The sequence below is a fragment of the Nocardioides sp. genome (assembly GCF_030150155.1).
GTDB lineage: Bacteria > Actinomycetota > Actinomycetes > Propionibacteriales > Nocardioidaceae > Nocardioides.
Map to the genome: position 1 here is coordinate 56,399 of NZ_JASLGR010000060.1, position 12,805 is coordinate 69,203.

General features: G+C 71.9%; 11 protein-coding genes. 3 read left to right on the forward strand and 8 right to left on the reverse strand.

Translation table 11 applies throughout. From position 1 onward, the window contains the following. The 4 genes from Q1V88_RS18380 to Q1V88_RS18395 form a co-directional block, all read right to left on the reverse strand. A complete protein-coding gene (locus tag Q1V88_RS18380; RefSeq protein WP_300683170.1) occupies positions 1–894 on the reverse strand; it encodes a DUF4194 domain-containing protein in 894 nt (297 codons plus the stop codon). Beyond that, positions 891–2,414: a DUF3375 domain-containing protein gene (locus Q1V88_RS18385; protein WP_300683172.1), complete on the reverse strand. Its 1,524-nt coding sequence runs from the start codon at positions 2,412–2,414 to the stop codon at positions 891–893. Before Q1V88_RS18385 ends, Q1V88_RS18380 begins: the two co-directional genes overlap by 4 nt. A gap of 124 nt (positions 2,415–2,538) precedes the next feature. Continuing rightward, the gene (locus tag Q1V88_RS18390) at positions 2,539–3,198 is read right to left on the reverse strand and encodes a response regulator (RefSeq protein WP_300683175.1); all 660 of its coding nucleotides are present in this window, start codon (positions 3,196–3,198) and stop codon (positions 2,539–2,541) included. Continuing rightward, a complete protein-coding gene (locus Q1V88_RS18395) occupies positions 3,195–4,841 on the reverse strand; it encodes an ATP-binding protein (protein WP_300683178.1) in 1,647 nt (548 codons plus the stop codon). Before Q1V88_RS18395 ends, Q1V88_RS18390 begins: the two co-directional genes overlap by 4 nt. A 172-nt stretch (positions 4,842–5,013) precedes the next feature. Between Q1V88_RS18395 and Q1V88_RS18400 the strand changes: the two genes are divergently transcribed. The 3 genes from Q1V88_RS18400 (at position 5,014) to Q1V88_RS18410 (ending at position 7,946) form a co-directional block, all read left to right on the forward strand. Further along, positions 5,014–5,841 carry an ABC transporter ATP-binding protein gene (locus Q1V88_RS18400; protein WP_300683180.1) on the forward strand — a complete coding sequence of 276 codons (828 nt, stop codon included), beginning with the start codon at positions 5,014–5,016 and terminating at the stop codon, positions 5,839–5,841. Continuing rightward, positions 5,831–6,745, forward strand: coding sequence for an ABC transporter permease (locus Q1V88_RS18405; protein ID WP_300683183.1), 915 nt, complete (start codon positions 5,831–5,833; stop codon positions 6,743–6,745). Before Q1V88_RS18400 ends, Q1V88_RS18405 begins: the two co-directional genes overlap by 11 nt. Before the next feature lie 142 nt (positions 6,746–6,887). Continuing rightward, the gene (locus Q1V88_RS18410) at positions 6,888–7,946 is read left to right on the forward strand and encodes an ABC transporter substrate-binding protein (protein ID WP_300683185.1); all 1,059 of its coding nucleotides are present in this window, start codon (positions 6,888–6,890) and stop codon (positions 7,944–7,946) included. 130 nt (positions 7,947–8,076) lie between these two features. On the opposite strand, the gene Q1V88_RS18415 is transcribed toward Q1V88_RS18410, so the two are convergent. From Q1V88_RS18415 to Q1V88_RS18430, 4 genes are read right to left on the reverse strand one after another with little or no spacing between them, the layout of a single operon-like run. Then, entirely contained in the window at positions 8,077–9,324 is a 1,248-nt protein-coding gene (locus Q1V88_RS18415; protein WP_300683188.1) for a hypothetical protein, read from the reverse strand. A gap of 60 nt (positions 9,325–9,384) precedes the next feature. Then, positions 9,385–10,320 (reverse strand): PIG-L family deacetylase, encoded by a 936-nt coding sequence (locus tag Q1V88_RS18420; protein ID WP_300683190.1) that lies wholly within the window; start codon positions 10,318–10,320, stop codon positions 9,385–9,387. Further along, complete coding sequence (locus Q1V88_RS18425; protein ID WP_300683193.1) at positions 10,320–11,525, reverse strand: glycosyltransferase family 4 protein; 1,206 nt, start codon at positions 11,523–11,525, stop codon at positions 10,320–10,322. The genes Q1V88_RS18420 and Q1V88_RS18425 overlap by 1 nt, the downstream gene beginning before the upstream one ends. Then, on the reverse strand, positions 11,522–12,781 hold the full coding sequence (locus Q1V88_RS18430; protein WP_300683196.1) for a lysylphosphatidylglycerol synthase domain-containing protein: 1,260 nt from the start codon (positions 12,779–12,781) through the stop codon (positions 11,522–11,524). Before Q1V88_RS18430 ends, Q1V88_RS18425 begins: the two co-directional genes overlap by 4 nt. Positions 12,782–12,805: the final 24 nt, after the last annotated feature.

The window sequence follows — 12,805 nt, forward strand, 5'->3', positions numbered from 1 at the left end:
TCACGCCTCCCCGTCGGTGCGCTCGTCGGTGCGCTCGTCGGTGCGCTCATCGCGGTCGCCGTCGCCGTCGTCGTACGTCGTCGCGACGGCGTACCCGGTCGCCAGCGCCGGGTCCTCGGCGAAGAGCCCGCTGGTCTCGTCGTAGGCGACGCTCGGCTCGGTGCCGTTGGCCTTGCGCAGCGCGTCGAGCAGCTCGGTGAGCAGCTCCAGGGGCAGCAGCGGCTCGACGGCCTCGCTGATCTCGTAGCGCTCGTCGGTCGCCGAGCCGAGCAGCAGCCCGGCCTTGATGATGCTGAGCACCGCGTTGCGGGCCCGCTTCTCGTCGCCGGCGGCGTCGGTGGCGTGGGTCGGCCTGAAGCTCGCGATGTAGTCGATGATGTCCTCGCGGTCGACGAAGACCCGGGTGTCTCCCCCGGCCATCCCGGCACGGAGCCGGTCACGCAGGTGCACCAGCACCAGGGTCTCCTCCCGCGACCAGGCTCCGTCGTAGAGCAGGGTCGGGAACCGACCCCCGGTCTCGGAGGAGGCCTGCCGCTTCCAGGCGACCTCGCGGGCCCGGTCGACGGCGAGGTCGAGGAAGAGGTCGTTGAGCCGGGAGCGGATCAGCCGCTCGTGCTCGATCAGCGCCGTCCAGTCCTTCGGGTGGGTGCGGGCGCTGATGAACCGCTGCTTGAGCAGGGTGACCAGGGCGTGCCGCTGGGCGAAGTCCAGGCCGCCCTCGTCGCCCTCCCACAGCGAGACCGAGCCGAGGTCGTAGCCGTCGACGTCGGCGTCGAGCACGTCGAACGGGTCGGTCGCCTCGTCCGCGCCGGGCTCGGCGGTGCCGTCGGGCTCCACGGTCCGGTGGTCGTCGTACGCCTCCGTCATCGTGTCGTCGTCGTGCTCGACACTCATGCGGGGGTCTCACTCTCTGTCTGGGACATGATCGGGTCGGTGCGGTCGGGGTCGGGCAACGGGGTGCGTGGCACCGCGAAGGTCCGGGTGCTGCCGTCGGGCCGGATCGCGGCATAGGTCTCGACCTCGTCGGCCTCGGCACTCCAGCCGTAGTCGGCGGCCAGGTGCAGCAGGCCGAGGATCTCCACCGGCCGGCGCAGCGACGGCTCGAACGTGTCGAACACCCCGCCCAGCGTCGATGCCGGCAGCAGGGACCTCATCGAGTCCTCCAGCCGCGAGCGCAGTACGCCGAGGTGCGGGCCGCCCTGGGCCATCAACTCGGCCAGGGTCGTGGTCGGCGCCGCGCTCAGATCGGTCTCGACCAGGGGCGCGGGCAGGATGTCGTCGGCGGGGTCGTAGAACCGCTCGCGCAGGTGCTCCACCCCGGCCCGCGAGGGCAGCAGCGGTACGTCGTGCGTGGCGCGCGGCCCCGTGGCGGCCATCCAGGTCATCAGCTCGGACTCGACCTGGCGCAGGGTCTGCTCCAACTCGCGGTCGCGGGCCGCGTCGTGGGAGACGATGTACTCCTTGAGCGTCGCCGTGACCCGGGAGCGCTGGGACAGCACCCGGTCCAGGCCCTCGCGCACCAGCCGCACGGTGCCGCGCAGCTCGGCACGGTCGGCGTCGGAGAGCATCCCGTCCGAGAGCGGGTGGTCGAGCAGGTCGCCGAGGTCCTCGCGCAGCTGGGAGACCAGGGCGTCGTCGCGCAGCAGGGTGAACGCCCCGGCGAAGGCACGGCCCTCGTGGGTGGCGGTCATCATCGTGTCGGCCCGCTCCAGGTAGGCGTCGATCACCTCACCGGCCGGCCGGTCCTCGGCACGGAAGGCGGCCAGGATCTCGGTGCGGATCGCGGCGAACCGCTCCTCGACCCGGGCGAAGTCGCTGGGCAGCGCACTGATCAGCGAGAGCAGCTCGGTGAAGCCCTCACTCATGTAGTCCTCGGTGACGCTGAGCAGGTCGGAGTCGTCGGTGCCGTCGACGAGACGGTCCCGCTCGCCCTGGAGCCGCGCGATCTCCTCGTTGAGCAGGGTGACGCGGGTGGAGCGGTCGGGGTGGGCCTCGGAGTTGAACCGGCGCACCGTGCCCAGGATCGTGGAGATCCGGTGCTCGCTCAGGGTGGCCCGGTCGCGGGCCAGGTTCTTCACCAACTCCAGGGCCTGCTGGGCGTGCGAGGTCAGCGAGTAGACCTCACGGCCGAGCTCGTCCAGGGAGCGCACCAGCCACTGGCCGCGCATCCAGCGCTGGCAGATGTCGCGGCCACTGCCGTGCGGCAGGTCGGTCTCGCCGGCCAGCCGGATCTCGGCGAGGTGCTCCTCGACCTGGGTGTGCAGCCGCGCCGTCGGGATCGGCTTGTTGTTGCGCCCGAACGCCGCCCTGAAGATCGTGATCACGACGGGCGCCTGGCGCTGGTAGAGCAGCGTCAGGGTCGGCTGCGCGAACGCACCCTTGACCCGCGCCAGCTCACCGGCGATCTCGCTCAACGCGCTCGCACCTCCCCGATTCGTGCTGCCTGCGACCCGATCTGGGCCGCAACCTTCCTAGCATCTCAGAATCCGGGCTGAGCGTGGGGGTTCAGGGCCCGCCCAGGCGGATCGACCCCCACGCTCAGCTCCAGGAGTACTCGTGCTCGGGGCGGCCCGTGGCGCCGTACCGTAGTCGGAGCCGGACCCGTCCCGCACGCGCCAGGTCGGCGAGGTAGCGCTGGGCCGTGGCACGGGAGACGCCCACCGCGTCGGCCACCGCGATCGCGGTCAGCGGCCCGCCCGCGGCGCGCAGTGCCTCCGCGATCAGGTCCGCGGTCGCGGCCGAGCGCCCCTTGGGCAGCGCGGCACCGGGCCGATCCCCCTCGCGCAGCACCGCCAGCGCCCGGTCGATCGCGGCCTGGTCGAGGTCGCCCTCGACGTTGAGCTGGCTCCAGGCCCGACCGAAGGCGACGATCCGACCCGCCAGCTCGGCGGCCGAGAACGGCTTGGTCACCACGGTCAGTGCCCCGGCCGCGACAGCACTGCGGATCGTGGGAGCGTCGCTGGCGGCGGTGATCATCATCACCGCGCCGCCGAGCTCGCCGATCAGCTCGTGGCCGCGCCGGTCGGGCAGGTACTCGTCGAGCAGGATCAGGTCCGGCTCGTGCTGGGCCGCGAGAGTCAGCGCCTCGGCGGCCTGGTGGGCCAGCCCGATCACCTCGAAGCCGGGCAGCTGACTGACGATCCCGGCATGGAGCTGGGCGACGCGGAAGTCGTCGTCGACCACCAGCACCCTGATCATCGCTGCACCTGCGGCATCGCACGGTCCCCTTCCACACTGAGCACGCCCGCCATCCGGGCCTCGAAGACGGCGCCGCCGTCGACCCCGCCGGGATCGACCAGGGTGATGTCGCCCTGGTGGGAGCGGGCGGTGTGACGGGCCAGGGCCAGCCCGATGCCGTGGTCGGCCGCCGCAACGGCCGTGGTGGTGAAGCCGTGGGCGAAGATCCGCTCGGCCACCTCCGGACTGATCCCGTCACCGGAGTCGGCCACCTGCATCACCAGGTCGGCCCCGTCGGAGACCAGGGTGGTCTCGACCTTCGCCGGCCGGCGGGCACCGCGCGCCGCGGCGACGGTGGCATTGTCGAGCAGGTTGGCCAGCACGGTGACGACGTCCAGCGGGGCGAGCAGCGTGCCGTCGACGTACGACGTCGGCGAGACCTCCAGGGCCACGCCGGCCTCGGAGGCGGCCGCGGCCTTGGCGGCCACGAGGCCTGCCAGATAGGGGTCGTCGATGCCCGCGATCCAGGTCGACCCGAAGGCCAGCTCGTCGACGTAGGAGGTGGCCTCAGCGACGTGTCCGAGGTGGAGCAGGCCGCCGAGTGCGTGGATCCGGTTGTGGTGCTCGTGGGCCTGGGCACGCAGCGCGTCGGTGAGGGCGCGGGTCGCCTCCAGCTCGCGGGCGGCCTGGTCGAGGTCGGACCGGTCGCGCAGGATCAGCACCCGGCCCAGGTCGCGTCCCTCGCGCACGACCTCGACCCGGTAGGCCAGCACCACCCGGTCGTCGAGCACGACGGCGGCGCCGCTGGGGGCGACCGGCCGTTCCAGCAGGTCGAGCACAGCCGGGGGCAGGTCGGCATCGACGGCCGGGGTGCCTCGGGTCAGCGCGCAGCCGACCAGACGCTCGGCCTCGGCGTTGGCGACGGTGATCCGGCCACCGCGGTCGACGGCGAGCAGACCGTCGCGGACGCCACCCAGGACGGCGGCGTGCTCACGCACCAGGTCGGCCATCTCGTCAGGCTGGAGGCCCAGCGTGGTCAGCCGCAGCCGCCGGCCCAGGGTGAACGCCCCGAGCACACCGAGGGCGAGCACGCCCGCGGCGACCAGCCCGAGGGCGACCACCATGTCCCAGGTCCGCGAGGCCACGGCCGCCATCGAGATGCCGACGCTGACCTCGCCCACGACGGCCCCGTCGGGCGCCCGCAGCGGCACCTTGCCCCGCGCCGACATCCCGAGCGTGCCGCGTTCGACGGTGACCACCTCGCGGCCCTGCAACGCCTCCTCGGGGCTGGTGCTGACCGGCTTGCCGATGTTGGCCACGGTCGGATGGCTCAGCCGGATCCCGTCGACGTCGGTGACCACGACGTAGAGCGACCCGGTCGCTCGGCGTACCGCCTCCGCAGCCTGCTGCACCGGCCCACGGGCCAAGGCCGCATTGGAGCCCGCTGTCGGCTCGGCCGCCTCGACCTCGGCGGCCAGGCCGGGCTGCTGGGCCACCGACCGCGCGATCGCCAGGGCGCGCTGCTCGTACTCGTGGGCCAGGTCGCGGTGCACGATCTCGGCCGCTCCGGCCAGCAGCAGTCCGACCACCACCAGCAGGAGCGCGACCAGGAGTCCGACCCCCTGCGCGCTCAGGGTCCAGCGCAGCGTGGGGCGCAGCCGCACCGGCCAGCCCCACCGCCCGCTCTGTGACCCAGGTAACACGGTCGTCAGCATAGGTGCGCGCACCCCCGGAACCGGCGATGAGCAGAATGCGCAGAACGCAACCTGTGTGCTCAACGACGCGATCGCACGCAAGGGTGTGGCGCCAGTCACACCCGGCCCTAGCGTCCCGGCCATGAGCCAACACTCCCCCAGCGGAACGCCCCCGGCGATCTCGCTCTCCGATGCCACCAAGACGTTCGCCACCCGTGGCGCGACGCCCTTCACGGCCATCCGCGACGTCGACCTGACCGTGGCCGCCGGTGAGTTCGTCACCGTGGTCGGACCGACCGGCTGCGGCAAGTCGACCACGCTCTCCCTGATCTCCGGCCTGGAGCCGGCCACCCAGGGCGACGTCGCGGTGCACGGCACCGCGGTCACCGGCATCCCCGACGGGGTCGGCTACATGTTCCAGGCCGATGCGGTCCTGCCCTGGAAGACGGTGCTGGACAACGTCGCGATCGGGCTGCGCTACCGCGGCGTCGCCAAGGCCGAGGCCCACGAGCGTGCCCAGGACTGGGTCGGCCGGGTCGGGCTGTCCGGCTTCGAGGACCGCTACCCGCACCAGCTCTCCGGCGGCATGCGCAAGCGGGTCGCGCTGGCCCAGACCCTGATCACCGAGCCGTCGGTGCTGCTGATGGACGAGCCCTTCGGCGCCCTCGACGTCCAGACCCGCGAGCTGATGCAGGACGAGCTGCTCCGGCTCTGGTCCGGCTCGGGCGCCGCGGTCGTCTTCGTCACCCACGACCTGACCGAGGCGATCGCCCTGGCCGACCGGGTCGTCGTCATGACTGCCGGTCCTGCCACGGTCAAGGACATCGTCCCGGTGACCCTGGACCGCCCCCGCAAGGTCGAGGAGATCCGTCTCACCGACGAGTTCACCGAGCTCTACCGCCGGGTCTGGGACTCGCTGCGCGAAGAGGTCGAGATCACCCGAGCCCGAGGAGCCCACCGTGTCGCTTGACCACTCCACCTCCGTGTCCACCGCCGACGCCGACTCCTCCGGTACGCCGGGCTCGGCCCGCCCCACCGCCGCCACGCCCCGCCCCGGTCTGTGGGCGCTGCTGCGCGGCAGGTCCGGCTCGCCGTGGCTGATCCACGGTGTCCGCCTCGCCCTGGTCGCGGTCTGGCTGGGCTCGTGGGAGCTCGCCTGCCGCACCGTGATGGACCCGTTCTACTACTCGATGCCCTCGAAGATCTGGGACAAGCTCGTCACCTGGTTCACCGACGGCACCTCCCAGGGCTCGATCTGGGTCAACATCCTCACCACCCTGGAGGAGGCGGCGCTGGGCTTCATCATCGGCACCCTGGCCGGTGTCGTGCTCGGCGTCCTGCTGGGTCGGGCCCAGTTCCTGGCCGACGTGCTCTCCCCCTTCATCAAGGGCGCCAACGCGATCCCCCGGATCGTGCTCGCCTCGCTGTTCGTGATCTGGTTCGGCCTGGGCATGACCTCGAAGGTCGCCACCGCGTTCGTGCTGGTCTTCTTCGCGGTCTTCTTCAACGCCTTCCAGGGCGCCCGCGAGGTCGACAAGACCCTGATCGACAACGCCCGCATCCTCGGCGCCAGCCGCTGGTCGCTGCTGCGCACGATCGTCCTGCCCAGTGCGACCAGCTGGATCCTGGCCTCGATGCACGTCGCGTTCGGCTTCGCCCTGATCGGCGCGGTGGTGGGTGAGTTCACCGGTGCCGACCGCGGCATGGGCCTGCTGATCGCGCGGGCCCAGGGCAACTTCGACGCCGCCGGGGTGTACGCCGGCATGGTCGTGATCACCGTCGTCGCCCTGGTCGCGGAGTGGCTGATCACGCAGCTCGAGCGACGCCTGACCTCGTGGCGCCCGCCGTCGTCGTCGGGTGCCTCCGCCCTCTAGCCGACTTCCGGGTTCACCACCGCCGACTTCCGGGTTCACCACCGCCGACTTCCGGACTCGCCACCTGGCGACGTACCCCCGGTGCTCGGCACCACCGCACTTCCGCAGCACGCCTTTCTCACCGCTACGCCCAAGGAGCGTCATGAACACACGCAGCCGTACCCACCGCACCGTCCGCGTCACCGCCCTCGTCGGTGCCGCCCTCCTCGCCACCACGTCGCTGGCCGCCTGCGGCCGCGGTGGCGGCGCCGGCGACAGCAAGGCCGACGGCACCGTCACCATCATGGTCGGCGGGATCGACAAGGTGATCTACCTGCCGGCCAAGCTCACCGAGCAGCTCGGCTACTTCAAGGACGCCGGGGTCAACGTCAAGCTGATGACCGAGCCGTCCGGTGCCAGCGCCGAGACCCAGCTGGTCGCCAACCAGGTCCAGGGAGTGGTCGGCTTCTACGACCACACCGTCACGATGCAGGCCCAGGGCAAGTGCATCGAGTCCGTCGTCCAGCTGGCGAAGGTCCCCGGCGAGGTCGAGGTGGTCTCCACCAAGGCCGCCGGATCCCTGACCGGCCCGGCCGACTTCGCCGGCAAGAAGCTCGGCGTCACCTCGGCCGGCTCCTCGACCGACTACCTGACGCAGTACCTCGCGACGAAGGCCGGTGTCTCCTCGAAGGACTACACCACCGTCGCCGTCGGTGCCGGCTCCACCTTCACCTCGGCACTGGAGCAGGGCTCGATCGACGCCGGCATGACCACCGACCCCACCGTCGCGACCGTGCTCAAGCAGGGCACCGGCAAGATCCTGCTCGACATGCGCACCGTCGAGGGCACCGAGAAGGCCCTCGGCGGGCTCTACCCGGCGGCGTCGCTGTACATGAACTGCGACTGGGTGAAGAAGAACCCGCAGACCGTGCAGAAGATCACCGACGCGTTCGTGAAGACGCTCGGCTGGATCGGCTCGCACTCGGCCGCCGACATCGCGGCGAAGATGCCGGCCGACTACGCCGGCTCCGACGCCGCGCTCTACCAGTCGGCGATCGAAGGGACGAAGGGCACGTTCACCACCGACGGCGTGATGCCCGAGTCCGGCCCGAAGACCGTGCTCGACGTGCTGGGCACGTTCAGCCCCGACGTGAAAGCGAAGAAGGACAGCATCGACCTGGCCAAGACCTTCACCACGGAGTTCGTGGACAAGGCGAAGTAGGCGCCGCCACGCCGAGCAGGCGAGGCGGGCCGAGCAGGCAGCGGCACACAGGAAAGGAGGTCAGGAACCCACCGCGGTGGGTTCCTGACCTCCTTGTCGGTGTCACTCGATCGGTGTCACCCGATCGTTGTCACCCGCCGAGCGAGGTCTGCAGCGTGGTCAAGGCCTTCGACTCGGCCGTCTGGTCGGGCGAGGACGCCCGGATCGAGGTGAGCACACCGTCGATCTCGGAGTCGAAGAACGTCCACGCCGTACCGTCGGCCTTCTGCAGCCGCGGCTGCGCGTCGTCCCACGCGGTCTCCAGCTGCTTGGCGGCGCTGGTGGCCCCGCCCTGGTCACCGGCAGCGACCTTGGCCTGGGCGTCCTTGACGATCGCGCTCAGCCCGCTGACGTCGGCGGCCGGGAAGTGCGCGGTCGCCTGGGCCGGGGTGAGCTTCACGTCGGAGTGCGCCGGGGTCTCGTCGGCCAGCGAGGACTGGTGCGGCTGCGACGAGGTGTGGTGCAGCAGCAGGGCCGCAGCGATCGCGGCGACGCCGTACACGCCCAGCACGAGACGCTCCCGGGTGGCACCGAAGCCATCGCGGACCGACGGCATCCGTACGTCGGAGTAGACGTCGGCCTTGCTCACCGTCAGGTAGAGGACCGTCGCGGCGATCGCAGCCAGGAAGATCACGCTGGTCAGCGCGGTGCCCAGGCCCAGCCCCTGCTCGGACTTGGGCGAGGCGAAGTAGTCACCGATGTTGGCACCCAGCGGCCGGGTCAGGATGTAGGCCAGCCAGAAGGCCAGCACCGAGTTGCCACCGGCACGCCAGCCGATCGCGACGATCGCGATCAGACCGGCCGGCAGCAGCACCGAGGCGCCGGGGCCCCAGCCGGTCAGCTCCAGCGTCCAGTCGCCGGCGGCGGTGCCGAGCGCGAACGTGACCAGGACGGCGAGCCAGTAGAACGCCTCGCGGGGAACGGTGGTGATGGAGTGGATGGACAGCGTCCGCTCGCGCAGCCACCACACGCCGAAGACGATCGCCAGCAGCACCGCGAAGACCGTGGTGCTGGTCGCCAGCGGCACACCGCGGGAGTCGGTGAGGATGTCGGTGTAGAGCGTTCCGGTGATGGAGACGACCACCACCGTGAGCCAGTAGACGAACGGCACGTAGCGCCGCAGACGCATCTGGAGGGCGATCACGGCCGCGAGCACGACGGTGAAGATCACCGCGGTGTTCGTCAGGCCGACGCCCAGCGTCATGTTGATCCAGTCGGCGAAGCTCTCCCCTACGGTCGTGCAGAGGATCTTGATCACCCAGAACCAGATCGTGATCTCGGGGACCTTGTTCAGCATCTGGCGCGTCACCGTGGTGCGGCCGGTGGTGTCAGCTCTCATGTAGATGAGCCTGGCCGAACCTCTCTGCCACCAACCTGGACAGGTTCGCGGCGTCCGGGGCTACTTCGAGACCGTCACGAAGGGTCGCCGGGACCCGGTGCCGAGCGAGGCGAAGATGTCGTCCAGCATCGGCCCGGACGGGTCGCGGCCGACCTCACGGAACCACTCGGTGCCGAGCACCCGACGGCGCAGCGGCCCGGGCAGCCGCAGCAGCAGCGCCAGGGTGCGGACCGTGGTGCCGCCCTCGGACTGGGAGTGGTGGGCCCGCAGCGAGGCCACCTTCGCACTCAGATGTCCGCGTACGTCGACCCGGTGCGTGATCTCGGAGCGGGGCAGGAACGCATGATCGAGCTCGGGCATCGCCGGGACCGGCACCAGCGCCGAGATCCGGCGCAGCGCCCGGGCCGCACGGGCCAGCAGGTCGCGGTCGATGGTCGCCTCCAGCACCACCGGGGTGCCGGCCAGCTCGGCCGCCAGCAGTCCGACGTGGTGCACCTGGACGTGGTCGGGGTGACCGTAGCCGCCCTGCGCGTCGTAGATGGTGAGCACGTCCGCCTGCTCCTGGCGCAGGATCGCCGCGACCCGCTGGGCGGCGACCTCGACGTCGGTGGCGGCGAAGGACTCGGTGCCCGCCGGGCCGCGCAGGGTCGGCAGCTCGGTGACGACCGGGTCGGCCCCTGCCTCGGGCGCCGGGTCGAACCCGGAGTCCCCGTAGCCCAGGAAGTGCACGGCGCAGGCCCCGATCGCTGCCGCCGACGCCTCGAGCTCGGCACGTCGGGCAGCGGCCAGGCGCGCTCCGGCCAGGTCGTCGCCGGCCAGACCCGCCTCGCCGTCGGTCGCCACCACGAGCACCACCCGGTGCCCCTCGGCGACCGCCCGGGCGAGGGTGCCCGCGGTCAGCAGGGCCTCGTCGTCGGGGTGGGCGTGCAGCGAGACGACGGTGTACGACGCCCGCCGGGCGACCCTGCCGCGTGGAGTGTGTCCGCCGGCGCTCATCAGGCCACCATCCCGGTGGAGACCGGACGGACCGGAGCCAGTGCCAGTCCGCCGACCCGCGACGACCAGGCGGCCGCCGTACGGTAGGCGGCGGCGTTGGTGCGCAGCGCCGCCTCCCAGCCGTAGTCGGGCACCACGTCGCGGTTGTGGGTGGCGATCTGCTCGCGCAGTGCGTGGTCGGTGACCAGGCGCGTGAGCTGGCGGGCCATCGCGGCGTCGGAGTCGGCGAGCAGGCCGTCGACCTCGTGGGTGATGAAGGTGGCGACACCGGAGATGGAGCTGGCCAGCACGGGCAGCCCGGCGGTGCGGGCCTCCAGTGCGGCGATCCCGAAGGACTCTCGCCAGGCCGGGGCGATGAAGATCGAGGCGGTGGCCATCTGCTCGCGGACCTGCTCGCGGGTCAGGGCGCCGGTGACGGTGACCCGGTCGTCGAGGTGGTGGCGTTGCAGGTAGCGCTCCAGCGCCGCCCGCTTGGGCCCGTCGCCCACGATGACGGCGTCGAAGTCGGCCTCCCGGGCCACGCGGTGCAGCATCCGAGCCAGCGGCAGGGTGCGCTTGACCGTGGTCAGGCGCATCACCCCGAGCACCGTCGGACGTCCCGAGGTCGCGGATCCGGCGCCGGAGACGCTGCCGGATGCCAGGGCGGGGGCCTCGGCGGCGCGGCCCTCACGCGCTGCCGCCGAGGCCGCCGCAGCTACCGCGACCGGACGCCAGTAGTCCAGGTCGACGGCGTTGGGCACCACACTGACGGGTGCGCCCACGAGACGGCGTACGTGCACTGCTGCCTGCTCGCTGACGGCGGTCCACACCACCGGCCAGGCCGACGCACCGCTGAGCGGCCGGAGCACGATCGCGGCTCGCGCCAGGTCCGACCACAGCGAGTGCACCGTGATCACGGTCGGCAGGCCGAGGGTGGCCGCGTAGCGGGCCATCCGCAGCGCGAACGGCGAGAGCACCGAGAGGTGGACGTGCACGACATCGGCGTCGATGCTGTCGAGCCAGTGCCGGTCACGGCTGCCGACCCTGACGATCTCCTCACCGAGGTCGGTCGCGATCGAGCCGGGCCGGGCCTCCCCGGCCGGGGTCGAGGTCGCCACGATCACGTCGTGGCCCTGGGCACGCTGTCCGGCGGCCAGGTCGCGGATGTGCAGCTCGATCCCGCCGACCTGGGGCAGGTAGCAGTCGGTGATGTGGACGATCTTCATGCGAGGTGTCCTTCCAGGGAGCGCGACGAGGCGGAGCGGTCGAACCACATCCACAGCGCGAGCAGCGCGCCGCCGACGGGGATCTCCAGGCCGAAGGTGAGGAGGCGGTAGATCAGGACGCCGGTGCCGACACCGGCGGCGGTGGCACCGGGCGCCATCATCAAGACGGCGGCCAGGCCGAGCTCGACGACGCCGAGCCCACCGGGGGTCAGGCCGGCGAGGGTGAGCAGCCGCTCGCCGCAGAAGGCCAGCAGGACGAAGCCGATCGGCACGGTGGCGCCCCCGGCGTGCAGGCACAGCACCAGCAGGACCAGCAGCAGGCCCATGTAGAGCAGCAGGCCGAAGCTGAGCTGGTGCCAGCGGGTGCGGGCCAGCGCGGCGCTGCGTTCGCGGACGGTCTCGCAGGCCTCCAGGAAGCGGTGCGCCAGGCCGCGCAGGCGCTCCTTGGTCCGGGGCTTCTCCCCCGCCGCCTCCTCTGCGTTCTGGAAGGTCTCGACGGTCTGGACAGTCTCGACGGCGTCGAGGGTCTGGAGGGTTCCGACCGTCCGGACCGCCTCCGCCGTCGGGAGCGCCCCGCCGGCCCCGACCATCTCCAGCGCAGCCTCCGAGCGACCGCCGGCGGCAGCGTCGGACTCAGCGCTGGCGACCGAACCGGCCGCAGGCAGCCCCAGCCGCCGGCGCAGCCGCGGCAGTGCCGAGCGTCCGAAGAGCAGCCAGGCCGTCAGCCCGCCGATCAGCGGGACGGTGACGGCCGAGGCGATCAGCAGCGCCGAGCCCTGCTGCACCGCCGCGCCCAGGGCGAGCGCTATCGGCACCAGGATCAGGGGCAGGAACGCCTTGGCCAGGATGTTCCACACGTTCGTGACCACGGTGAAGGAGGCGAAGCTCGCGGTGGAGAAGCCCCACCGCTTCGTCATCCGGCCGTTGAGGGCGATCCCGGCGGCCCCACCGACGGGCAGGACGTTCGCCACCGCGCTCCCGGTCAGGCTCAGCAACAGGGCCCGACGGTGGCTCAGGCCAGGCAGGGCGGCACAGGCGGTGATGGTGTGAGCACCCAGACCGAGCGCCCAGACCAGGAGCAGCAGAGCGACCAGGAGCGGAGAGACCGCGCCCGCGGCTGCTGCGATCCCTGCCCAGCTGGTGCCGAGCAGGTGCGGGAAGAAGAGTCCGATCGCGCTCAGGCAGCCGGCGGTCAGGGTCAGATGGACCGCGCGTCGCAGGAGGACTCGTCGAGGAGATGCCTCTGGTGTGCTCACGCCCTCACTGTCGTGCGGGCTGCC

What these genes read in the sequence shown, in the direction of transcription:
- Q1V88_RS18410 (WP_300683185.1), top strand. Translation starts at nt 6,888, where the DNA reads ATGAACACACGCAGCCGTACCCACCGCACCGTCCGCGTCACCGCCCTC.
- Q1V88_RS18380 (WP_300683170.1), bottom strand. Translation starts at nt 894, where the DNA reads ATGAGTGTCGAGCACGACGACGACACGATGACGGAGGCGTACGACGAC.
- Q1V88_RS18420 (WP_300683190.1), bottom strand. Translation starts at nt 10,320, where the DNA reads ATGAGCGCCGGCGGACACACTCCACGCGGCAGGGTCGCCCGGCGGGCG.
- Q1V88_RS18400 (WP_300683180.1), top strand. Translation starts at nt 5,014, where the DNA reads ATGAGCCAACACTCCCCCAGCGGAACGCCCCCGGCGATCTCGCTCTCC.
- Q1V88_RS18415 (WP_300683188.1), bottom strand. Translation starts at nt 9,324, where the DNA reads ATGAGAGCTGACACCACCGGCCGCACCACGGTGACGCGCCAGATGCTG.
- Q1V88_RS18425 (WP_300683193.1), bottom strand. Translation starts at nt 11,525, where the DNA reads ATGAAGATCGTCCACATCACCGACTGCTACCTGCCCCAGGTCGGCGGG.
- Q1V88_RS18390 (WP_300683175.1), bottom strand. Translation starts at nt 3,198, where the DNA reads ATGATCAGGGTGCTGGTGGTCGACGACGACTTCCGCGTCGCCCAGCTC.